The following is a 21,616-nucleotide window of genomic DNA, read 5'->3' on the forward strand; positions in this document are numbered from 1 at the left end:
CGTCGAAACCGTGGGATGCATCCGCGGAAATCCGCGGATGGGCGGCCTACTGGCGCGCCCGTGATCGTCCTGCGTCGATGTCGACGTACTGCCAGAAGTCGTTCCAGAACAGCGGCCGGCGGAAGCCGCTCATCCACGGCTGCTCGATGTCGGTCAGCATGCGATGCACATGGACCTTGTAGGGCATGTAGGTCACCGCGTAGCGCTTGGCCTCCTTGAACAGCGCGTCGCGCTCGGGGCCGTCGGGCAGGCCCTGCATGCGGTCATACAGCGCGTCGAAGCGCGCGTCGCGGAAGCGCGGCAGGTTCTGCGTGCCGGCACCGGGGCCGTAGTAGCGCTGCAGGGCTTCCTGGCCGTCGGGCGACGTGGCGGTGGAACCGACGGGCCACATCTGATAGTTGCCGGCCTGCACGGCCTTCAGGTTCTCGGGCCACTGCTGGATCTTGATCTGCAGCCGGATGCCGACGGCCCGCATCGCCTTCTCCCACAGCTCGTCGATGGCGCGGCTCAGCGAGTTGGGCTCGGTGTTGCGCGTGATGACCAGCGGGCTGCCGTCGGGCAGGTCGCGCCAGCCGTCGCCGTCGCGGTCGATGTAGCCGTACATGTCCAGCAGCGCCTTGGCGCGCGGCGGGTCGTAGTCGCTCATCTCGCTCTTGAAGGCCGGGTCGTAGCCGCTGGTGTTGGGCAGGATGGGCGACTGCGCCGGCACGCCCTGGCCGCGGCGCGCGATCGTGATCTCCTTGCGCACGTCGTAGGCCAGCGAGATGGCCCGGCGCAGCGCAACCTTGTCCGGCGTGACGCCGCCAACGACCGGGTCGTCGAGGTTGAAGCAGGTCAGCGTCATGTCCGGCGCCAGCGTGAACACCGCCTGCATGCCGCGCTTGGCCAGGCTGGGCGCGATGCGGCCGCCCGGCGCGGCCTGGGTGATGAACTCCTCGGGCACGCGCTCCATGAAGTCGTGCTCGTTGTTCAGGAAGGCCAGCCAGCGCGGCTGGTTCTCCACGATGACGTCCACGACGACGCGGTCCACCATCGGGAGGCGCCGGCCCTTGAACTTCGCGTAGATGGCCTCGGCTTCCTTGTCGCCAGGCGCGGGCTGCGACTCGTAGTGGCGCTCGCGGTAGGTCGGGTTGCGCTCGAACACCATCTGCGAGCTGCGCCGCCATTCCTTCAGCACGAAGGGGCCGGTGCCGACCGGGTGCTCCATGATCTTGTCGCCGTAGAACTCGACGACCTCGCGCGCGACCACGCCGTAGATGTCGTTGCCGCTGAAGATGGACTCGACAAGGCGCGGCCGCGGGGCACGTGTTTTCACCTGCAGCGTGTAGCGGTCCAGCGCCTTCAGGCCCTCGATCTCGGTGTCGTAGGGGAACGGCTTTTTCGACTTCAGCACCTGTTCGCGCAGCTCGTTCAGGCCGGCTAGGCCGTTCTCCTCGTACGCCACCCAGGCCTGCGCGTTGGTGGCGGGGTCGGCGAAGCGCTTGATGCTGTAGACGAAGTCGGCCGCGGTGACCTCGCGCTTGCGGCCCTGGAAGGCCGGGTCGTCGGCGAAGTAGATGCCGGGGCGCACCTTGATCGTGAAGGTCTTGTAGTCGGCGCTGACCTCGGGCTCGCCGGCCGCCAGCAGCGGCACCAGGCGCGGGGGGCGCGCCAGCGGGTCGAACGCGTACAGCGTCTCGAAGATGTGCGCCGTGACGGTGCGCGAGTAGATGTCGGAGATGCGCGCCGGGTCGAAGCCGGTCTCGGCGATGCGGAAGGCGTAGCGCAGCGTCTTGGTGGGCTTGGCAGGCTCGGCGGCGCGGGCCGGTGCGGCCAGCGCGAGGCAGGCCGCCAGCGCGGCGAGCAGGGGCTTCATCAGGGCTCCTTGGGCAGTGCGGCGGGGTCGATGTCCATGTACTTCCAGAAGTCGCGCACGAAGATGTTGCGGCTGTAGCCGCGCACCCAGGGCTGGGCCATGTCGGTCCAGACCTTGTGCACGTGGAACTTGTAGGGGGCGTAGGCGACCAGCAGGCGCTGCAGCTCGGTCAGCAGCGCGGCGCGCTCGGGGCCGTCGGGCAGCGCCTTCTGCTGTTCGTAGATCGCCTCGAACGCCGGCAGGTCGAAGCGCGGCTTGTTGGCCTTGCCCTTGGACGCGCTGGAGCCCATTGCGACGAAGGTGTCGCCGTCGGGCGTGGTGCCCACCCAGCCGGCCTGCCACATCTGCAGCTTGCCGGCGTTGGCGGCCTTGAGCTGCTCGGGGAACTTGCCGATCTTGAACTTGAAGCGCACGCCCAGCGCGGTCATGTTCTTCTGCCACAGCTCGGCCAGCTGGCGGCGCTCGCCGTCGGCCAGCGTGGCGTACTCGATGAGCAGCGGCTGGCCGTCGGGCTGCTCGCGCCAGCCGTCGCCGTCGCGATCCCTGTAGCCGTACATGTCCAGCAGCGCGCGCGCCTTGGCGAGGTTGAACTCGGACATCTCGGACCGGAACGCCGGGTCGTGCCCGAAGGCCACCGGCGGGATGGGCCCCTGGCTCTTGACGGCCTGGCCGCGGCGCACGAGGCGCAGCTCCTTGTCCAGGTCCACGGCCAGGTTGATCGCACGGCGCAGCGCGATGCGCGCCGGCGTGTAGCCGCCGACGACCGGGTCCTCCATGTTGAAGTAGCTGAAGGACACGTCGGCGCGCGGGTAGCGCGTCATCGTGAGGCCCTGCTTGGCGAGGTTGGGCGCGAGCTTGTTGCCGGGCATGGCCACGCCGGCGAAGTCGATGGGAACTTCCTCGATGACGTCGGCCTCGCCGCGCAGGAAGGACAGCCAGCGCGGCTGGTTCTCCTCGACGATGTCGATCACCACGCGGTCCACCATCGGCAGCCGGCGGCCCTGCAGCGCGGCCACCTCGGCCTTGAGCCTGTCGGGGGCGTCGGGCGGTGCGGTCTCGGCGTAGCGCACGTCGCGGTAGTTGGGGTTCTTCTCCAGCACGATGCGCGAGTTGCGCCGCCACTCGGCCAGCCGGTAGGCGTTGGTGCCCACCGGGTGCTCCATGATCTTCTCGCCGTAGTACTCGACGACCTCGCGCGCGACGGCACCCAGGAAGCCGGCGTCGGCGAACTGGTAGACGAAGCGCGGGTCGGGCACGCCCAGCTTGAGCTGGAAGGTGTAGCGGTCCAGCACCTTCAGGCCTGCCACCTCGCGGTCGTAGTCGAACGGCTTCTTCGCCGCCATCAGCTCGCGGCGCAGCTCCGACAGGCCCAGGATTCTGGGGTTCTCCAGCAGGTAGAGGTTGGCGCTGTTCCAGCGCGGGTCGTAGTGGCGCTTGACGCTGTAGACGTAGTCGGCCGCGGTCAGCTCGCGCTTGCGGCCCTTGAAGGCCGGGTCGTCGGCGAAGTAGATGCCAGGCCGGACCCGCATCGTGATGGTCTTGAAGTCGGCGCTGATCTCGGGCATCGCCGCGAGCGTGTTGGGCCGCAGCTTGAACGGGCGGGCGCCGAAGTCGTATTCCAGCGGCGCGTCCAGGATGCCGGCCACGACGGCCTTGGAGTAGGTGTCGCTGATCTGCGCGGGGTCGAACCCGGTCTCGGCCACCTTGAAGGCATAGCGCAGCACCTTGTCCTGGGCCTGTGCAAGGGTCAGCGTGCAGGCCAGCAGCAGGCCGGTCAGCAGGAGGGAAGGCTTCATCGCGGGAGGTGCGCTTGGAAAAGCGCGGAGTCTAGTGAAACCGTCAGGGTGGGCGGGCGGCGCGCTCGCATAGACTCCGGCCCGTTCTCTGGTGTAACCCCGCGCCTGCCGCGGGGTTTGTGGTTTCTGGGAGCCCCGATGGCGGCCTATTTGATTCGACGCCTGTGGCAGATGATCCCCACGTTGCTGGGCGTCGTGCTGCTGGTGTTCTTCCTGTTCAAGTACTTCGGCAGCGACCCCGCCATCATCCTGGGCGGCATGAACGCCAGCCCCGAGCAGATCGAGGCCATCCGCGACCAGCTCGGGCTGAACAAGCCGGTCTGGGAGCAGCTGCTGATCTTCCTGAAGCAGATCGTGACCTTCGACTGGGGCCGCAGCTGGGCCACCAAGGAGGCCGTGGCGAACCTGTTCGCGACGCGGCTGCCGGCCACGCTGACGGTGACCGTGCCCATCCTGGTGCTGGAGGTGCTGTTGGCCATCCCGTTCGCACTGGCGGTGGCCACCGTGCGCGGCAGCCTGACGGACCGCGCGGTGATGGTCTGCACGACGGTGGCGGTGTCCATCTCGCTGCTGGTCTACGTCATCCTGTCGCAGTACTTCTTCGCGTTCCGGCTGGGCTGGTTCCCGGTGCAGGGCTGGACGGCCAGCCACTGGACCAACCTGACCACCTACGCCCCGCTGCCCATCCTCGTTGCGGTGGCCGTGTCGCTGGCGCCGCAGATCCGGCTGTACCGCAGCTTCTTCCTCGACGAGCTGGGCCACGACTACGTGCGCACTGCGCGCGCCAAGGGCATGACCGAGGGCACCGTGCTGCTCAAGCACGTGCTGCGCAACGCGATGATCCCCATCCTGACCAACGTGTCGGTGCTGCTGCCCGGCGTGTTGGTGGGCAGCTTCCTGATCGAGGTGTTCTTCTCCATCCCGGGTCTGGGCCGCGAGCTCTACCTGGCCGTGAACCGCGGTGACTACCCCGTCATCCAGGCCTTCGCCATCTACCTGGCGGCGCTGACGATGACGGTCAACCTCGTCGTCGACATCCTCTACAAGCTCGTCGATCCCCGCGTTGTCCTGAAATGAGTGCCGTGCTGACTTCCTCTTCCGGCGGCGTCTGGGCCGCCGCCTGGCGGCGCCTGAAGACCGACCGTGTCGGCGTCGTGTCCATGGGCATCGTCGGCGTGTTCCTCGTGCTGGTGCTGCTGGCGGCCACCGACCTCGTCGCCGCCGGCTGGCAGCGGGAGATCGGCGTGCCCAACGCGCCGCCGACGCTGCTGGGCCCGCAGCCCGCCGAGGACACCGGCACCATCGCCGCGCCCACTGGCCCCAACGTCGACCTGTTCGACATCGACCCGCTGGCGCCCCGCTACGCCGAGTGGGCCGAGCGCGCCAAGGCGTTCAAGACCGACGAGATCGTGCGCGCCGAGACGCTGCCGCTGGGCGGCGACCGGCTGGGCCGCGACGTGCTGGCCAAGGTCGTCAAGGGCGCCGAGGTGTCCATCTTCGTGGGCCTGGCCGCGGCGGTGGTGGCCACGCTGATCGGCACCGTGCTGGGCGCCGTCTCGGGCTTCTTCGGCGGCAGGGTGGGCGACTTCCTGGAGTGGGTCTACAACGTCTTCACGGCCATCCCCAGCATCCTGCTGATCTTCGCGTTCGCGGCCATCTTCCACCGCGGCATGGGCTCGGTGGTCGCCATCCTGGCGCTGACTGGCTGGACCGGCATCTACCGCCTCATCCGTGCGGAGTTCATGAAGCACCGCGTGCGCGAGTACGTGCGCTCGGCCGAGGCCATCGGCGCGTCGCAGGCGTCGCGCATGTTCCGGCACATCCTGCCCAACGTGTCGCACGTGGCGCTGGTGCAGCTGTCGCTGCACGTCGTCAGCTTCATCAAGAGCGAAGTCATCCTCAGCTACCTGGGCCTGGGCGTCAGCGTCGACCAGGTCTCCTGGGGCACCATGCTGGCCGAGGCGCAGAACGAGCTGATCCTCGGCTACTGGTGGCAGCTGGCCGCCGTGGCCGCCTTCATGGCCGTCTTCGTCACCGCGTTTGCGCTGTTCACCGATGCGCTGCGCGATGCGCTCGATCCGAAGCTGAGGGGACTCGAATGACCGCGCTGCTCAGCATCCAGGACCTGCAGGTCGCCTTCCGCATGGGCCGCGAGGGCGGCGAGATGAAGCGCCAGCTGGCCGTCAAGGGCATCAGCTTCGATGTGCCGGAGAACGGCACCGTGGCGCTGGTGGGCGAGTCGGGCTCGGGCAAGAGCGTCACGGCCATGTCCATCCTGAACCTGCTGCCCAGCAACGCGGAGCGCTCGGGCGCCATCCTGTTCCAGGGCCGCGACCTGCTGCAGGCGTCCACCCGCGAGCTGCAGGCCATCCGCGGCAAGGACATTGCCTGCGTGTTCCAGGACCCGATGAGCTCGCTGAACCCGGTGTTCGACGTTGCCACGCAGATCTGCGAGCCGCTGGTCAAGCACATGGGCATGACGCGTCGCCAGGCGCGGGTGCGCGCCGAGGAACTGCTGCACGAGGTCGGCATCCCCGAGCCGAAGCGGCGCCTCGCGGCCTACCCGCACGAGATGTCGGGCGGCCAGCAGCAGCGCGTCATGATCGCCGTGGCGCTGGCCTGCAGCCCGAAGCTGCTGATCGCCGACGAGCCCACCACCGCGCTGGACGTGACCATCCAGCGCCAGGTCATGGAACTGCTGGCCCGGCTCAAGGACAGCCACAAGATGAGCCTGCTGTTCATCTCGCACGACCTCGGCGTGGTGGGCGAGATCTCCGACCATGTCGTCGTCATGCGCCACGGCCAGGTGCGCGAGACGGCGCCGGTCGCGCAGATCTTCAGCGACCCGCAGGACGCCTACACCAAGGCGCTGCTGGCCTGCCGGCCGTCGCTGACCGAGAACCCGGCGCGGCTGATGGTCATCGACGATCACATCGCCGGCCGCGCCGCGTCCACCGACGTGAAGCCCAAGGACCCCGACGCCCCCGTCGTGCTGGAGGTCACCGGCTTGAAGAAGAGCTTCTGGCTCAAGGACGGGCTGTTCGGCCGGCGTGAGTTCAAGGCCGTCAAGGGCGTGAACTTCACGCTGCGCAAGGGCTACACGCTGGGCGTCGTCGGCGAGTCCGGCTCGGGCAAGACGACCATGGGCCTGGCGCTGCTGCGCCTGCACGAGCAGACCAACGGCACGATGGGCGGCCAGGTGCTGTTCGACGGCCGCGACCTGCTGAAGATGAGCGGCGCCGACTGGCAGCAGATGCGCCGCCGCATCCAGGTCGTGTTCCAGAACCCCTACGCGTCGCTGAACCCGCGCTTCACGATCGCGCAGACGCTGCGCGAGCCGATGGAGATCCACGGCATCGGCAGCGGCACGGCCGACCGCGAGGCCCGCGCGGTGGCGCTGCTGCGGCGCGTGGGCCTGGACGAGAGCGCCATGGCCAAGTACCCGCACGAGTTCTCCGGCGGCCAGCGCCAGCGCATCGCCATCGCGCGCTGCCTGACGCTGCAGCCCGAGGTGCTGGTGCTGGACGAGGCCGTGTCGGCGCTGGACGTGTCGGTGCAGGCCCAGGTGCTGAACCTGTTGAAGGACCTGCAGGACGAGTTCGGCCTGAGCTACATCTTCATCAGCCACGACCTGGCCGTCGTCAAGTTCATCTCCGACGAGGTGCTGGTCATGCAGAACGGCGACGTCGTCGAGCAGGCGCCCACGCAGGCCCTCATCGCCGCGCCGCGTGAGGACTACACGCGCCGCCTGCTGGGCGCCGTGCCGCGCGGCTACCAGGGCGCGCGGGCCTGAGCGTGATGCGGCGCGGCACGTGGAATTTGAACGCTCTGCTGCGCCTGCCGTGCGATGCTGCCCCGCAACCGCGCTGAAATGGGCGGTTCGGGACCACAAGCCCCCGTTTTGCTGCCGTGATGCATCCAATCCAGGCCCAGCTCAAGACGCAGTGCGCGGCATTCGCCGCGCTGCTGCTGCTGGCCGCCTGCTCGCCGGGCGGTTCGTCCGGCACGCCATCGGCGCCGTCGTCGGCGGCCTCGGCCGCGGCGGCCGACGACAGCCTGTCGCGTGAGCTGGACCGCATCGAGCGTGCCGAGCGCGCCAAGCCGGCGCAGTACGAGCTGGAGCTGCGCCAGCGCGCCGCCGCGCAGCCGGGCGGCGAGGCGCGGCTGGACGTCGTCGCGCAGCGCGGCCTGCTTGCGTCGCTGGCCCGCGACCGCGTGCTCAGCGACCGCCTGGCGCAGCGGCTGCGCGACTGGCCCGTCGCCGAGCAGCGCGCCGACGCCCGCGTCGCCGCGGCCATCATCGGCGCCGAGTACCTGCGCTCGCAGGGCGACCTGCGCGAGGCCCGCAAGCTGCTGACCGGCGTGGACGCCGCGCAGCTGGCGGCCGCCGGCGCGCTGTCCCGCTGGCGGTACCACCGCATGTTCGCCGGCATCAGCGGCGACGCTGGCGAGCTGGACTCCGCGCTCACCGAGGGCCACCAGGCGCTGCGCCTGGCGCAGCAGATCGGCCAGCCCTGGCGCGTGGCGCTGTCGCTGGCCGACCTGTCCTTCACGACGCTGCGCGCCGACACGCCGGCCCGCGCCCGTCAGCTCGCCGCACAGGCGCTGGCCGAGGCGCAGAAGGACCCCGACCCCATGACACTGAACGCCGTGCACACGACGCGCGGCATCGTGCATGCCGACGACGCCGACACCAGCATCACGTTGCAGGCCAACGCCGACGCGCTGGAGCAGGCCGCCGCGGCCGGCGCCGACTCGGTGCGCGCGCTGGGCCTGGCCAACTTCGCCGACTACCACCTGCGCCAGGGCCGCTACGCGCGGGCACTGGAGCTGGCCGAGCAGGCGCTGCCGCTGGCGCACGCCACGCGCAACGTCAGCGCCGAGAGCGTGGCCCGCTCCAACATCGGCCTGGCCAAGATCGCGCTGGGCCGCGTCGCCGAGGGCCGTGCCGAGGCGCGCGCGGCCATCGCGCTGGACGAGCAGCAGGGCGCCGTCACGTACGCGTCCGACGGCTGGAAGGAGCTGGCCGTCTACCTGGAGCGCGCCGGCGACCTGGGCGGCGCCGTGGACGCCTGGCGCGAGCACCGCCGCCTGGTGGACCGCGTGCTGCGCGACGAGACCCGCAAGCTGCTGCTGGAGGCGCAGGAGCGCCAGGACGCCGAGCAGCGCGCCCGCGACATCGAGCTGCTGAACCGCGACAACGCGCTCAAGGCCGAGCAGGTGCACCAGCGCAACCTGGGCCTGATGCTGTGGGCCGCTCTGGGCGGCTGCGTCGCGGTGTCGCTGGGCCTGCTGTGGCAGGCGTTCCGGCGCGTGCGCCGCACCAACGAGCAGCTGGCCCACAGCAACGCATCGCTGCAGCGCCAGAGCGAGACCGACCCGCTGACCGGCCTGGCCAACCGCCGCCACTTCCAGGCCGCCATCAAGACGCTGAGCGGCCCCGACGGCCTGGCGGGCGCCGTCTTCCTCATCGACGTGGACCACTTCAAGCGCATCAACGACGGCTTCGGCCATGCTGCCGGCGACGCCGTGCTGACCGAGCTGGCGCGGCGGTTGCGCGAGGCCGTGCGCGACGGCGACCTCGTCGTGCGCTGGGGCGGCGAGGAGTTCCTCATCGTCGCCCGCACCCGCGAGGGCCTGTTCGCGCCGCAGCTCGCGCAGCGCCTGCTCGACCTGATCGGCGGCCGCCCCGTGGAGCACGAGGGGCGGCGCATCCCGGTCACGGCGTCCATCGGCTTCGTCAGCCTGCCCGTGCCGCCGCACGGCCTGCGCCTGCCGTGGGAGCGTGCCATCGACCTCGTCGACACCGTCATGTACCTCGCCAAGGCGCATGGCCGCAACAAGGCCTACGGCGTCGAGCGCATCCATGCCGCCGACGCCGCCGCCGCCGCGCAGCTGACGGCGCAGCTGGAGGCCGCCTGGAGCGAAGGCCGCGTGGGCCTGACGGTGCTGCACGGCCCCACCCCTCACGACGGCGCCCGGCCGGCCCACGCATGAAGGCCTGGCTGCTCGCGCTGACACTGGCCGCTGCCGTGGCGCAGGCCACGCCCGACCTCGCGGCCGAACGCGCCCAGCTGGCCGACCTGACGCGGCGCGCCTACGACGAGCCCGCCGCCATGCTGGCCGAGCTGGACCGGCGCTGGCCCGCGGGTGCCGAGCCGGCCCGCGAGGCCGCCTGGCTGTTCGCGCGCGGCCGCGTGCTGCTGGCGGCCGGCCAGGCCGAGGCGGCCGACGCGGTGGCCGTGCAGCTGGCAGCGCTGGACGGCGGCGCCGACCGCAGCTGGCTGCTGCGCGCGCTCATCCAGGAGCGCGCCGGCCGGCCGGCCGGCACGCTGGCCGCCCGCGCGCTGACCGGCCTGGAGAAACACTGCCCCGCCGACGAGGCGGGCCGTGCGCAGCGCGACGCCGCATGCGACGTGGCCGCCACCTGGGAGGCGCTGCGGCTGCAGCTGCGCGAGCAGGCGGGGCAGGGCGCCTTTGTCGACGCCGAGAACGGCGCGCGCCGCGCGCTGGCACTGGCGCGGCTGGGCGGCGACCGCCACCTCGCCGCGCTCAGCCTGGGCCTGCTGGCCACCGTGCTGCAGCAGCAGGACCAGCTCGACGCGGCGCGCGCCGAGATCCGCGCCGCGCATGCCGAGGCGCAGGGCGACCCGGTGGCCGGGGCGCGCGTGCGCAACTACGAGGCCGTCGTGGAGCGCCGCTCGCGCGACGTGCCGGCCGCCCGCGCCGCGCTGGAGGCCGGACTGCAGCTCGCCGAGCAGGCCGACGCGCCGCACCTGGCGGCGCAGCTGCGCACCAACCTCGTCGACACCTACATGCACCTGGGCCTGCTGAAGGAGGCCCTGGCCGCCGCCCAGCGGGCCATGCCGGTGCTGCAGCGCTTCCACGACAGGCTGCAGGAACGCAACCTGCACCACAACCTCGCCGTCACGCAGATCAAGCTGCGTCAGTTTGACGCGGCCCGCCAGGAGCTCGCCAAGGTGGCCGAGTTCGCGATGGACCCCGCCGACCTCGTGCCGCGCGCCCGCGAGCTGCGCGAGCTGGGTGACACCTGGGCCGAGGCCGGCCAGCACAAGGAAGCGCTGGCCGCGTACCACGGCGAGCGCGAGCTGACCGCGCGCACCAACGAGCGCAACCGTGCCAGCGCGCTGGAGGAGCTGCGCCGCAAGTACGACACCGCCGCCAAGCAGCGCGACCTGGCGCTGCTGGCCCGCGACGGCCAGCTGAAGGACCAGCAGTTGGCCAACGGCCGCCTCGCGCAGCAGCTGGGCCTGGCCATCGGCGTGCTGCTGCTGCTGTCCCTGGCGCTGGTGGGCGTCACGCTGCTGCGCATGCGCCGCGCGCAGGCGCGCCTGACGGCCAACCAGCACCTGCTGCGCGCGCAGAGCGAGCGCGACCCGCTGACCGACCTGTCCAACCGCCGCCACTTCCTGGCCGTCATGGACGCCCGCGCGCGCGACGGCGGCGCCGAGGGCTTCCGTGGCGTGCTGATGATGATCGACATCGACCACTTCAAGAACGTCAACGACCAGCACGGCCACGCGGCCGGCGACGCCGTCATCGTCGAGGTGGGCCGGCGCATCCGCGCCGCGGTGCGCGATACCGACCTCGTCGTGCGCTGGGGCGGCGAGGAGTTCCTCGTCTTCGCGCCCGAGCTGCCCGCCGACGACCTGGCGCAAATGGCCGCACGCATCCTGCACGGCATCGGCGGCCCGCCCATCGCGACGCCCGACGGCATGCTGCGCATCACGGCCAGCATCGGCTTCGCCAGCTTCCCGCTGGGCGGCACGGCCGGCGCCGCGCTGCGCCTGCATTGGGAGCAGGCCGTCAACTGGGCCGACATGGTGCTCTACAAGGCCAAGGCCGAGGGGCGCAACCGCGGCGTCGGCATCGCCGCCGTCGAGGCACCCGACGCCGACACGCTGGCGGCCATCCTGCAGGACTTCGACGCGGCCTGCCTGCAGGGGCAGGTGCGGCTCAACGTGCTGGTGGGCCCGGCATGAAGAAGCCCCTCGTCCAAGGCGTACCTTGGCTGGGACCGCTCTGCGGCCGGCGGCCGCAGAGCTTCGGCAGGCACGACAAGTCCACAGGACTCGTCGTGTCCGGCCTCAGCCCCCGAGGGGACGGCGATGCTTGCGGCATCGAGCCGCAAGCACATCGCCGGGCCGGGCCGGCTTGGGGCGGCCCGGCGCTCGGCCCGCAGTTGCAACGGCGCGCGTTGCTGCTCTGCCTCGCCAGCCCCGGCGCCTGGGCCCAGCCGGCCTGGCCGTCCCGGCCGCTGCGCATCGTCGTGCCCTACCCGGCGGGCGGCGCGGCGGACCAGGCCTCGCGGCTGCTGGCGCCCGACCTGCAGAGGAGCCTGGGCCAGCCCGTCACCGTCGACAACCGCCCCGGCGCGGACGGCAACATCGGCACCGCCGCCGTGGCGGCGGCCGGGGACAGCCACACGCTGCTGATGGGCAGCCTGGGCACGCATGTGCTGAACCCGCTGCTGTCGCGCCGACTGCCCTACGACGCGGTGAAGGACTTCGCGCCCGTGTGCCTCGTCGCGACGGTGCCGCTGGTGCTGGTGATGAACCCGGCCGTCGCGCAGTCGCTGGGCGTGCGCCGCCTGACCGACCTGGTGCACGCCGCCACGTCCCAGCCCGGGCGGCTGCACATCGCGTCCAGCGGCAACGGCAATCCCACGCACCTGGCCGGCGAGCTGTTCAAGCGGCTGACGCAGACCTACATGCTGCACTTCCCGTACCGCAGCGCCGCGTCGGCGCAGCAGGACGTCATCGCCGGCAACATGGACCTGATGTTCGACGTGCTGCCGTCGGCGCTGCCGCAGATCCGCGCCGGCAAGCTGCTGGCGCTGGCCGTCACCAGCGCGCGCCGCAGCCCCAGCCTGCCGGACCTGCCCACCATCGACGAGGCCGGCGGCCTGTCGCTGAAGGGCTACGAGGCCAGCGCCTGGATCGGCCTGTTCGCGCCCGGCAGCCTGGCCGCCGAACCGCTGGCGCGGCTGCAGCGCGACTGCGTGGCCGCGCTGGCCGCGCCCGCGCTGCGCGAGCGGCTGACCGCGCGCGGCATGCTGGTGCACGGCAGCGGCGGCGCGGAGTTCGCGGCGCTGATCTCGGCGGAGACCACCAAGTGGGCGCGCGTCATCCAGGTCTCCGGCGTCAAGGTCGACCGATGAAGATGCCCCTCGCCCAACCTCGCGTCGCTGAACGCGAGCGAGTCTGGTCGGCCCCCCGAGGGGGCGGCGATGCCCGCGGCATCGAGCCGCGAGCACATCGCCAGCGCGGGCCGGCTTGGGAGCGGCCCGGCGCTCGGCCCGCAGGAAATGCTTGACATGAGAGCGACCTGGCGCGCCGACCTGATCGCCGGTGCCGTCGTCGCCGTGCTGCTGATCCCGCAGAGCCTGGCCTATGCGATGCTGGCCGGACTGCCGCCGCAGACCGGGCTGTACGCCAGCCTGCTGCCGCTGCTGGCCTACGCGGCGCTGGGCTCCAGCCCCGTGCTGGGCCTGGGGCCGGTGGCGGTGCTGGCGCTGATGATCGCCCAGGCGCTGGCGGGGCTGCCGGCCGGCGTCAGCGCCGAAGCCGGCGCGCTGGTGCTGGCCGCCGAGGTGGGCGGCTTGCTTGCGCTGGCGGCTCTGCTGCGGCTGGACGCGCTGTCCAGCCTGCTGTCGGTGCCGGCGCTGCGCGGCTTCGAGAATGGCGCCACGCTGATGATCGCGGCCAGCCAGGTGCCGGTGCTGCTGGGCAGCGCCGCCACCGGCGCCACGCTGCCGGGCCTGGCGCTGGCCACCGCGCAGGCGGGCGTGAAGCCGCTGAGCCTGGCCTGGGGCGGCGTGGCCATCGCGCTGTTGCTGCTGTCGCGTCGTGCCGGGTCGCGCACGCTGGCGCGTCTGGCGCCGTTGCTGCTGCTGGTGGCCGCGATGGTGCTGTCGGCACTGACGCCGGCGGCGGACGGTGTGGCCCAGGTGGGCGCGCTGCCGCAGCTGGCGCTGCCGCTGGCGCTGCCGTCGCTGGACGCGGCGCTGTGGCTGCGGCTGCTGCCGTCCGCCGCGCTGGTTGCGCTGATGGCGTTCGTGTCCAGCCTGGCGGTGTCCGAGTCGCTGGCGCAGCGGCGCGGCGAGAAGGTGCTGCCCGCCGCCGAGCTGCGCGGGCTGGCGGCGGCCAACGTCGTCGCGTCGCTGACCGGCGGCATGCCGGTGGCGGGCAGCTTCTCGCGCAGCATCCTGCTGCACGAGGCTGGCTCGCAGAGCCGCTGGACGCTGGTGTTCGTCGCCGGCTTCATGGGCCTGGCCATGCTGCTGCTGGCCGGGCCGCTGGCGCACCTGCCCAAGCCGGTGCTGGCAGCCACCATCGTCGTCGCCGTGCTGGGCGGCTTCACGGCGCGCCACTACCGCGAGGCCTGGCGCTATGCGCGCGCCGAGGGGCTGCTGATGGCAGCCGTCACGGCGGCCGTGCTGCTGTGGAGCGTGGGCGCGGCGCTGGCCATTGGCGTGGTGGGCTCCATCGCGCTGCTGATCCAGCGCACCGCGCAGCCGCATGTGGCGCGCATCGGCCGCGTGCCCGGCACGCAGCATTACCGCAACGTGGAGCGCTACGCCGTCGAGTGCCAGCCCGAGGTGGTGGGGCTGCGCATCGACGAGAGCCTGGTGTTCACCAACGCCCGCGGCCTGGTGGACGCCGTGCTGGCCCGCGTGCGCGAGCACCGCGAGCGCGTCGGCGCACCGCAGCGCGTGCTGCTGCTGATGGGGCCGGTCAACCACATCGACGTGTCGGGGCTGGTGGCGCTGCAGGAACTGCGCGCGGCGCTCGCGGGCGAGGGGCTGCGGCTGGAGTTCTCCGAGGTCAAGGGCCCCGTGCTGGACCGGCTGAAGGCGATCGGCTGGCTGGAGCGGCACGACGTGTCGCTCTACCTCAGCCACCACGAGGGCATCCAGGCCGGCCAACATGACCTGAGGCCCAGTCTGGCCGACCACGACGCTCCGGGGCAGCTGTAGCGCCGTTCTGCTACCGTCTCGGGCCAATTAGCGCTCGAGACGCCATGAACGACAAAGAGACCTTGCTCGGCATCCGCCGTGGCATCGAGAAAGAGAGCCTGCGCGCGCTGCCCGGCGGCGGCCTGGCGCTGACGCCGCACCCCGCCGCGCTGGGGTCGGCGCTGACGCACCCGCACATCACGACGGATTACAGCGAGTCGCAGCTGGAGCTCATCACCGGCGTGCACGCCGGCGTGCAGGACTGCCTGCAGGAACTCACCGAGATCCACCAGGCCGTCTACCGGGCCCTCGCCGACGAGCGGCTGTGGGTCAGCTCCATGCCCTGCGGCCTGCCGGCCGACGAGACCATCCCCATCGGCCGCTACGGCAGCAGCAACGTCGGCCGCGCCAAGAGCATCTACCGCATGGGCCTGGGCCAGCGCTACGGCCGGCGCATGCAGACCATCTCCGGCATCCACTACAACTGGTCGCTGCCGGGCGTGTCCACCGAGGGCTACTTTGGCGCCATCCGCAACTTCCGCCGCGAGGGCTGGCTGCTGCTGTACCTGTTCGGCGCCAGCCCGGCGCTGTGCGACAGCTTCGTGCACGGCCGCGACCACGGCCTGCAGCGCCTGGCCGAGCACACGCTGTACCTGCCGCACGCCACGTCGCTGCGCATGGGGCGCCTGGGCTACCAGAGCGATGCGCAGGCCAGCATCTCGGTCAGCTACAACTGCCTGGAGAGCTATGCCGCCTCGCTGCAGGACGCGCTGTCGCGCCCCTACCCGGCCTACGAGGCCATCGGCGTGCAGACGCCGGGCGGTGACTACAACCAGCTCTCCACCAGCCTGCTGCAGATCGAGAACGAGTTCTACAGCACCATCCGCGCCAAGCGCGTGATCCGCTCCGGCGAGCGGCCGCTGCATGCGCTGCGCGAGCGCGGCGTCGAGTACATCGAGGTGCGGCTGATGGACCTGGACCCGTTCGAGCCCGTGGGCATCGGCGCCGACGCGATCCGCGTGCTGGACACCTTCCTGCTGCACTGCCTGCACAGCGACAGCCCCGACGACACGCCCGACGAGATCGCCGCCAACGCGCGCAACCAGCATGCGGTGGCCGCACGCGGCCGCGAGCCGGGCCTGGTGCTGGAGCACTGGCAGGGCGGCGAGCGCTCGCTGGCCGACTGGGCGGCGCAGATCCTGGCCGGCTGCGCGGTGCAGGCCGAGGCGCTGGACGCGGCGCACGGCGGCAGCGCCTACCGCGACGCGCTGGCCCGCGTGGGCGAGCGGCTGCAGCGGCCCGAGCTGTGCCCGTCGGCGCGCGTGCTGGCCGTCATGGCGCAGGACTTCGGCGACAGCCACGTCGGCTTCATCCGCCGCCAGAGCGACGCCACGCGCGCCGCACTGCTGGCACTGCCGTTCCCGGACGCGCTGCAGCAGCGCTTCGAGACAATGGCCGCCGAGTCGCTGGCCCAGCAGGCCCGCATCGAGCGGGCCGACACGCTGGACTTCGAGACCTTCCGGCGCTTCTACGTTGCGCCGGAGCGCATGGCCGTCTAGTCGAGGCCGGCGAACACCGAGTCGCTGAAGCCCAGCCGCGCGTCATCGCCTTGTGACTGCATCGCCCAGCGGGCCAGCTCCTGGGCCGGCATGGGCCGGGCGAACAGGAAGCCCTGCAGCTTGTCGCAGCGCTTGGCGCGCAGCACGGCGGCCTGGCCTTCGGTCTCCACGCCCTCGGCCACCACCTCCAGGCTCAGCGCATGGGCCAGCTCGATGACGGCGTTGACGATGGCGCGTGCGTCGGCGCTGGTCTCCAGGTCCTGGATGAAGCTGCGGTCGATCTTCAGCTGCGACACCGGCAGCCGGCGCAGGTAGGCCAGGCTGGAGTAGCCGGTGCCGAAGTCGTCGATGGACAGGCTCACGCCCAGCGCGCCCAGGCGCTGCAGCACACGCTCGGTGGCGGCGGCGTCCTCCATGGCGACCGACTCGGTGATCTCGCAGCTCAGCTGCGCCGCGTCCAGGTGGTGGTGCGCCAGCGCCTGCTGCAGCCGCTGCAGCAGCGCCTCGGGCTGGCGCAGCTGCTGCACCGACAGGTTGATGGCGACGCGCAGCTTGAGACCCTGGTCGCGCCAGTCGGCGATCTGCCGGCAGGCCTCGTCGATGACCCAGTCACCCAACGGGATGATGAGCCCGAAGCGCTCCGCCACCGGGATGAAGGTGCCGGGGCTGACCGGGCCGCGCCGCGGGTGCTGCCAGCGCAGCAGCGCCTCCACGCCCAGCACGCGCGCGGTGTCGCCGGCCACCTTGGGCTGGTAGTGCAGCGCCAGGCCCGCACCGCCGGCCTCCAGCGCCGCGCGCAGGTCGCGGGCCAGCTCCAGCTGGTCGCGCACGCCGTCCTGCATGTGCGCCTCGAAGAACGCGAAGCCGTTGCCGCCGCTGCGCTTGACCGACTGCGCGGCCGAATCGGCCTGGCCGATGAGGATGCGGCTGGCGATGTCGCTGCCGCTGTGCACCGCGATGCCGATGGACGCCGACAGCTGCAGCGGCTGGCTGGCCTCGCCGGTGACGATGGCCATGGGCTCGGCCAGCGCGTCCAGCAGCCGCTGTGCGATCTGCGCCAGCGGCGCCTCGCCGGCCTCGCCCTCCAGCAGCACGACGAACTCGTCGGCGCCCAGGCGGGCCAGTGTGTCGTGGCCGCGCGACTGCGCCTGCAGCCGCGCCGCCACCTCGCGCAGCACGGCGTCCCCGGCGGCGTGGCCGAACGAGTCGTTGACGGGCTTGAAGCCGTCCAGGTTCAGCATCAGCAGCGCCACGCCGGTGCCGTCGCGCCGGCCGCGCGCAATCGCGTGGCTGATGCGGTCGTCCAGCAGCTGGCGGTTGGACAGCCCGGTCAGCGCGTCGCGCAGCGCCTGCTCGGCCAGCTCGGTGTTGGCCTCGTGCAGCGACTGCTGCAGCCCGGCGGCACGCCGGCGCAGCCGCGCATCCAGCGCCGACGTGAACAGCGTCAGCACCAGCAGCGCCAGCGTGGCGCCGGCCACCAGCGCGGCCAGGTTGTCGCCGCGCAGCCCGTTGGTGCTGAGGCAGACGCTGTCGTCGGCGATGCCGGCAGCGGCCATGCCGGTGTAGTGCATGCCGGCCACGGCCGCGCCCATGACCAGCGCCGCGGCCAGCTGGCCCCAGCGGGCCTGCGCGGCGGACAGCCGGCGCAGCCAGAAGAAGATCACCAGCGCCGCCGCCGCCGCGCCCGTGGCCACGCCGGCGGACGCCGCCACCATGCCCCAGTGCCAGCGGATGCCCGGCGCCAGCACCAGCGCCGCCATGCCGGTGTAGTGCATGCCGCAGATGCCGGCACCCATGCTGACGGCACCCAGCGTGAGCCGCTTCACCGTCAGCCGGTCCAGCGCCGCCACGCGCAGCGCGATGGCCGACACGGCCACCGCCGCCAGCCAGCTCAGCGCCGTGACGGCCTTGTCGTAGCCGGTCGCGAACGGCAGCTTCAGCGCCAGCATGCCGATGAAATGCATCGCCCAGATGCCGCTGCCCATGGACAGCGAGCCGGCGAACCACCAGACCCTGGCGGTCTGCGCGTCCGGCGTGCGCACCCGCTGCGCCAGGTCCAGCGCCACGTAGGAGGCGAAGGCGGCGGTGAGGTAGGACAGCACGACGACGCCGGGGTCGAAGCGCAGCGCGAGGTCGGCGACGGGCATCGAACCAGTATGCAAGCGAAGCGCAAGCTTGGCGCGCCGGCACCGTGGCAAGGCTGCGGCAGCCTTCACGGCCACCCCGATTCAGGCAAAAAAAGACCCGGTCAGCCGTGCTGCCGGGTCTGCAAGCCCTCGAGGGGAGGGCGTCGTTGGGAAGGTCCACTTTAGGCGCCGCCCCGCCGCGCGGGCGGGCACTATTCACGGCGAGCTGTCGATAATCCGACGATGAAACCCGCCGCCGACTCCCTCTCCGAAGCCGACCTGGAGCGCCTGCAGGCCCTGCTGGACGCGCTGCCCGCACCGCTGGAGCCGCTGGACGTCAGCATGGTCGATGGCTATCTGTGCGGCGTGCTGCTGCAGCCCGACGCGGTGCCGCTGTCGGCCTGGCTGCCGCCGCTGCTGGACACCGAGGGCCGGCCCACGCCCGGGCGTGTCGACGACGACCTGCTGGCGCTGCTGCGCCGCCGCCACAAGGAGCTGAACGTCGCCATCGCCGGCCGGCAGTGGTTCGACCCGTGGATCTTCGAGCTTGACGACGAGGCCGACCCCAGCGAGACCGTGCTGCCGTGGGTGGCCGGCTTCGCGCATGCGCTGGACGCGCACCCGGCGCTGATGCGCCTGCCCGAGGAGCCGCTGCTGGAGCCGCTGGCGGCCATCTACCTGCACCTGGACCCGGACGACCTCGAGGACGCCGACGCGTTGCTGGAGGAGATCGAGTCGCTGGAGCCGCCGGCGGATCTTGAGGAGGCCGTCGAAGGCCTCGTCAGCGCCGTGCTGATGCTGGCCGACGTGTCGCGGCCGGTGAAGGCCGCGCCGGCGCGGGCGCCGCAGCGCCGCGGCCCGCCGCCGCGGCGGCGCTGATCACTGCGGGGCCCTGGGGTCCCGCGTCTGGCGTTTCATCCAGGTGCTCATCTCCCACAGCGTGTGGCCAATCGATTCGCGCGCCGAGTAGCCGTGCGACTCGTGCGGCAGCACGACGTAGCGCACCTGGCCGCCGGTGCCGGCCAGCGCCTGGTAGAAGCGCGCCGACTGGATGGGGAAGGTGCCGGGGTTGTCGTCGCTCTCGCCGTGGATCAGCAGCAGCGGCTCCTTGAGCTTGTCGGCGTAGTTGAACGGCGACAGCTTCAGGTAGACGTCCTGCGCCTCCCAGTAGGTGCGGCGTTCGCTCTGGAAGCCGAATGGCGTCAGCGTGCGGTTGTAGGCGCCGCTGCGGGCGATGCCGGCCTTGAACAGGTCGGTGTGGGCCAGCAGGTTGGCCGTCATGAAGGCGCCGTAGCTGTGGCCGCCCACCACCATCTGCTGCGGGTCGCTGACGCCCAGCTCGGCCGCCTTGTCGATGATGGCCTTGGCGTTGGCGGTGATCTGCTCGACGAAGCTGTCGTTGACGGTCTTGGGGTCGCCGACGACGGGCATGGTCGCGTCCATCAGCACCACGTAGCCGTCCAGCGCCATCATGACCGGGCTGGTGCCGGCCAGCTGCACGAAGCGGCTGCCGGAGCCGCTGACCTGGCCGGCCGTGGACGCGTCGGTGAACTCCAGCGGGTAGGCCCACACCAGCGTCGGGCGGCGCTGCCCGGGCTGGTGGTCCGGCGGCAGGTACATCCAGAACGACAGCTCCACGCCGTCCGCGCGCTTGAACTTCACCAGCTCGCGCTTGAGGGTGCGCAGCTGCGGCGTGGGGTCGGTGTTGCGGGTGACGGGCTGCATCTGCGCGAAGCCGTCGCCGCTGCGCAGCACGAGGTTGGGTGGCTCGGTGGCGCTCTCGCGGCTGGTCAGCAGCCGGCCGTCGGCGAGCAGCGTGATCGGGCGCTCGTAGTGCGTGGTGCCCGAGCGGAACAGCCGCGTGGGCTTGGCGGCCTTGCCTTCCTTGAGGCTGAGGCTGTCGATGAACGGCAGGTCGCCGTCCTTGCTGGCGCCGGCGCCGGCGAACAGCAGGCGGTCGCCGCCGTCCACGCGGGCGACGTTGCGGCCGTTGGGCAGCAGGCGCAGCAGCGGCTGGCCGGGGTCGTTGTAGCGGTCGCGCCAGGAGCGGTCCTGCAGCCGCTGCGGGGCGGCGGCGCCGTCCAGCGCGAGCAGGTCGGTCGTCACCCACAGGCGGTCGCGGTCGAAGTCGGTCACCAGCGCGCGCGCGCCGCCTTCGACGAACAGCAGGCTGCTCAGGCGGCCGGCCGTGCGGTGCACCTCGCGGGCCTCGCCCTGGTAGGGCGGGTCCAGGCGCATCAGCCGGTCGCGCTGGGGCACCTTGTTGCGCTGGTCGCCACCGTCCAGGGCTTCCACCCAGTAGACCGCGCCGTCGGCCTGCGGCGAGCTGCTGAAGTTGCGCGGGCCGGTGATGACGCCTTCCACCGGTACGCCCTCCTTGAGCTTGACGGTGCCCAGGTCGCGCAGCAGCTGGCCCTTGGCATCACGCAGCTCGACCTGGCGGGCGAAGTCCTGCCAGGTGACCTGGTAGCTGAACGGCGGCACCAGGCGCTCGGTCAGCAGCGTGCCGTGCTGGCCGACGACCTCGAGGTCGGCGTAGAGCCCCGGCGTGCCGATCTCGCGCGACGCGCCGGTGGCCAGCTGGATGCGGCGCAGCGCGGACGTGGCGTGGTGCACGAACAGCGCCTCGTCCTGGGGGTTCTTCAGCAGGTCCTGCAGCGTGCGCTCGGGCGACGTGCGGCCCATGGACTCCTGGATGGCGGGGCCGCTGGGCGCGTCGAACACCGGGGCGGGGCCGCGGCGCTCGGGCACGGTCAGCGCGACGATCTCGTCAGCGCCGATCCAGGCGACCGACGTGCCGAGGACGGTGTTGAGCTTCACGCCCTTGACGGGGCGCACCTGGCCGGTGGCCGCGTCGCCCACCCACAGCTCGGTGGCGCTGGCGGTGCGGCGGTTCAGCAGGAAGCGCCGGCTGTCGGGCGACCAGCGCAGCGCCGAGAAGCTGCCGCCGGCCGGCAGCTTGACGATGCGCTCCGGCGCGCCGGGGTTGGCCAGCTCGCGCAGCGTGATGGACTCGATGTGACCGGTCAGCTGCGGGCTGCTGGCGGCCGCGTCGATGCGCAGGCCGGCCAGGCGCAACACGGGCCGCGCCAACTCGGCCACGCCGCGGTAGCGCCGCACGCCGACGCTGGCGAGGGTGCGCTGGTCGGGCGACAGCGCGTGGCCGGGCAGTGGCGGGGCGTCCAGCACGGCGCGGATCTCGGCCGAGGGCTGCTGGTAGGTCTGGCTGTCGGTCGCGTGGGCCGCGTAGGCCGCGGTGGCGGCCAGGGCGGCGGCGGCCCAGGTGAGGGCTTTCAACATGA

General features: G+C 72.1%; 13 protein-coding genes. 9 read left to right on the forward strand and 4 right to left on the reverse strand.

Translation table 11 applies throughout. The features are described from left to right. Positions 1–46: 46 nt before the first annotated feature. The gene (locus AC1Q7O_RS08715) at positions 47–1,855 is read right to left on the reverse strand and encodes an ABC transporter substrate-binding protein (RefSeq protein WP_492661045.1); all 1,809 of its coding nucleotides are present in this window, start codon (positions 1,853–1,855) and stop codon (positions 47–49) included. Continuing rightward, complete coding sequence (locus AC1Q7O_RS08720; protein WP_492661046.1) at positions 1,855–3,651, reverse strand: ABC transporter substrate-binding protein; 1,797 nt, start codon at positions 3,649–3,651, stop codon at positions 1,855–1,857. The genes AC1Q7O_RS08715 and AC1Q7O_RS08720 overlap by 1 nt, the downstream gene beginning before the upstream one ends. A gap of 138 nt (positions 3,652–3,789) precedes the next feature. On the opposite strand from AC1Q7O_RS08720, the gene AC1Q7O_RS08725 reads away from it, so the two are divergent. The 8 genes from AC1Q7O_RS08725 to gshA all read left to right on the forward strand — a co-directional run bounded on the left by AC1Q7O_RS08725 (position 3,790) and on the right by gshA (position 16,188). Beyond that, positions 3,790–4,728 carry an ABC transporter permease gene (locus AC1Q7O_RS08725; protein ID WP_492661047.1) on the forward strand — a complete coding sequence of 313 codons (939 nt, stop codon included), beginning with the start codon at positions 3,790–3,792 and terminating at the stop codon, positions 4,726–4,728. Then, positions 4,725–5,753, forward strand: coding sequence for an ABC transporter permease (locus tag AC1Q7O_RS08730; RefSeq protein WP_492661048.1), 1,029 nt, complete (start codon positions 4,725–4,727; stop codon positions 5,751–5,753). Before AC1Q7O_RS08725 ends, AC1Q7O_RS08730 begins: the two co-directional genes overlap by 4 nt. Beyond that, positions 5,750–7,444, forward strand: a complete 1,695-nt coding sequence (locus tag AC1Q7O_RS08735) for an ABC transporter ATP-binding protein (RefSeq protein ID WP_492661049.1) — start codon at positions 5,750–5,752, stop codon at positions 7,442–7,444. Before AC1Q7O_RS08730 ends, AC1Q7O_RS08735 begins: the two co-directional genes overlap by 4 nt. A gap of 119 nt (positions 7,445–7,563) precedes the next feature. Continuing rightward, complete coding sequence (locus AC1Q7O_RS08740) at positions 7,564–9,648, forward strand: GGDEF domain-containing protein (protein ID WP_492661050.1); 2,085 nt, start codon at positions 7,564–7,566, stop codon at positions 9,646–9,648. Beyond that, positions 9,645–11,654: a diguanylate cyclase gene (locus AC1Q7O_RS08745; RefSeq protein ID WP_492661051.1), complete on the forward strand. Its 2,010-nt coding sequence runs from the start codon at positions 9,645–9,647 to the stop codon at positions 11,652–11,654. Before AC1Q7O_RS08740 ends, AC1Q7O_RS08745 begins: the two co-directional genes overlap by 4 nt. A 215-nt stretch (positions 11,655–11,869) precedes the next feature. Further along, the gene (locus AC1Q7O_RS08750) at positions 11,870–12,832 is read left to right on the forward strand and encodes a Bug family tripartite tricarboxylate transporter substrate binding protein (protein WP_492661052.1); all 963 of its coding nucleotides are present in this window, start codon (positions 11,870–11,872) and stop codon (positions 12,830–12,832) included. A 156-nt stretch (positions 12,833–12,988) separates the two neighbouring features. Next, positions 12,989–14,650, forward strand: a complete 1,662-nt coding sequence (locus AC1Q7O_RS08755) for a SulP family inorganic anion transporter (protein WP_492661053.1) — start codon at positions 12,989–12,991, stop codon at positions 14,648–14,650. Positions 14,651–14,694: 44 nt separating this feature from the next. Then, entirely contained in the window at positions 14,695–16,188 is a 1,494-nt protein-coding gene (gene gshA / locus AC1Q7O_RS08760; RefSeq protein WP_492661054.1) for a glutamate--cysteine ligase, read from the forward strand. Here gshA and AC1Q7O_RS08765 read toward each other — a convergent pair. Continuing rightward, positions 16,185–18,335, reverse strand: a complete 2,151-nt coding sequence (locus tag AC1Q7O_RS08765) for a putative bifunctional diguanylate cyclase/phosphodiesterase (protein WP_492661055.1) — start codon at positions 18,333–18,335, stop codon at positions 16,185–16,187. The genes gshA and AC1Q7O_RS08765 overlap by 4 nt on opposite strands. A 222-nt stretch (positions 18,336–18,557) precedes the next feature. Between AC1Q7O_RS08765 and AC1Q7O_RS08770 the strand changes: the two genes are divergently transcribed. After that, positions 18,558–19,193 carry a YecA/YgfB family protein gene (locus AC1Q7O_RS08770; protein ID WP_492661056.1) on the forward strand — a complete coding sequence of 212 codons (636 nt, stop codon included), beginning with the start codon at positions 18,558–18,560 and terminating at the stop codon, positions 19,191–19,193. Here AC1Q7O_RS08770 and AC1Q7O_RS08775 read toward each other — a convergent pair whose 3' ends face one another. After that, positions 19,194–21,614 (reverse strand): alpha/beta hydrolase family protein, encoded by a 2,421-nt coding sequence (locus AC1Q7O_RS08775; RefSeq protein ID WP_492661057.1) that lies wholly within the window; start codon positions 21,612–21,614, stop codon positions 19,194–19,196. Positions 21,615–21,616: the final 2 nt, after the last annotated feature.

It is taken from the genome of Roseateles sp. GW823-FHT07B05, assembly GCF_058794515.1.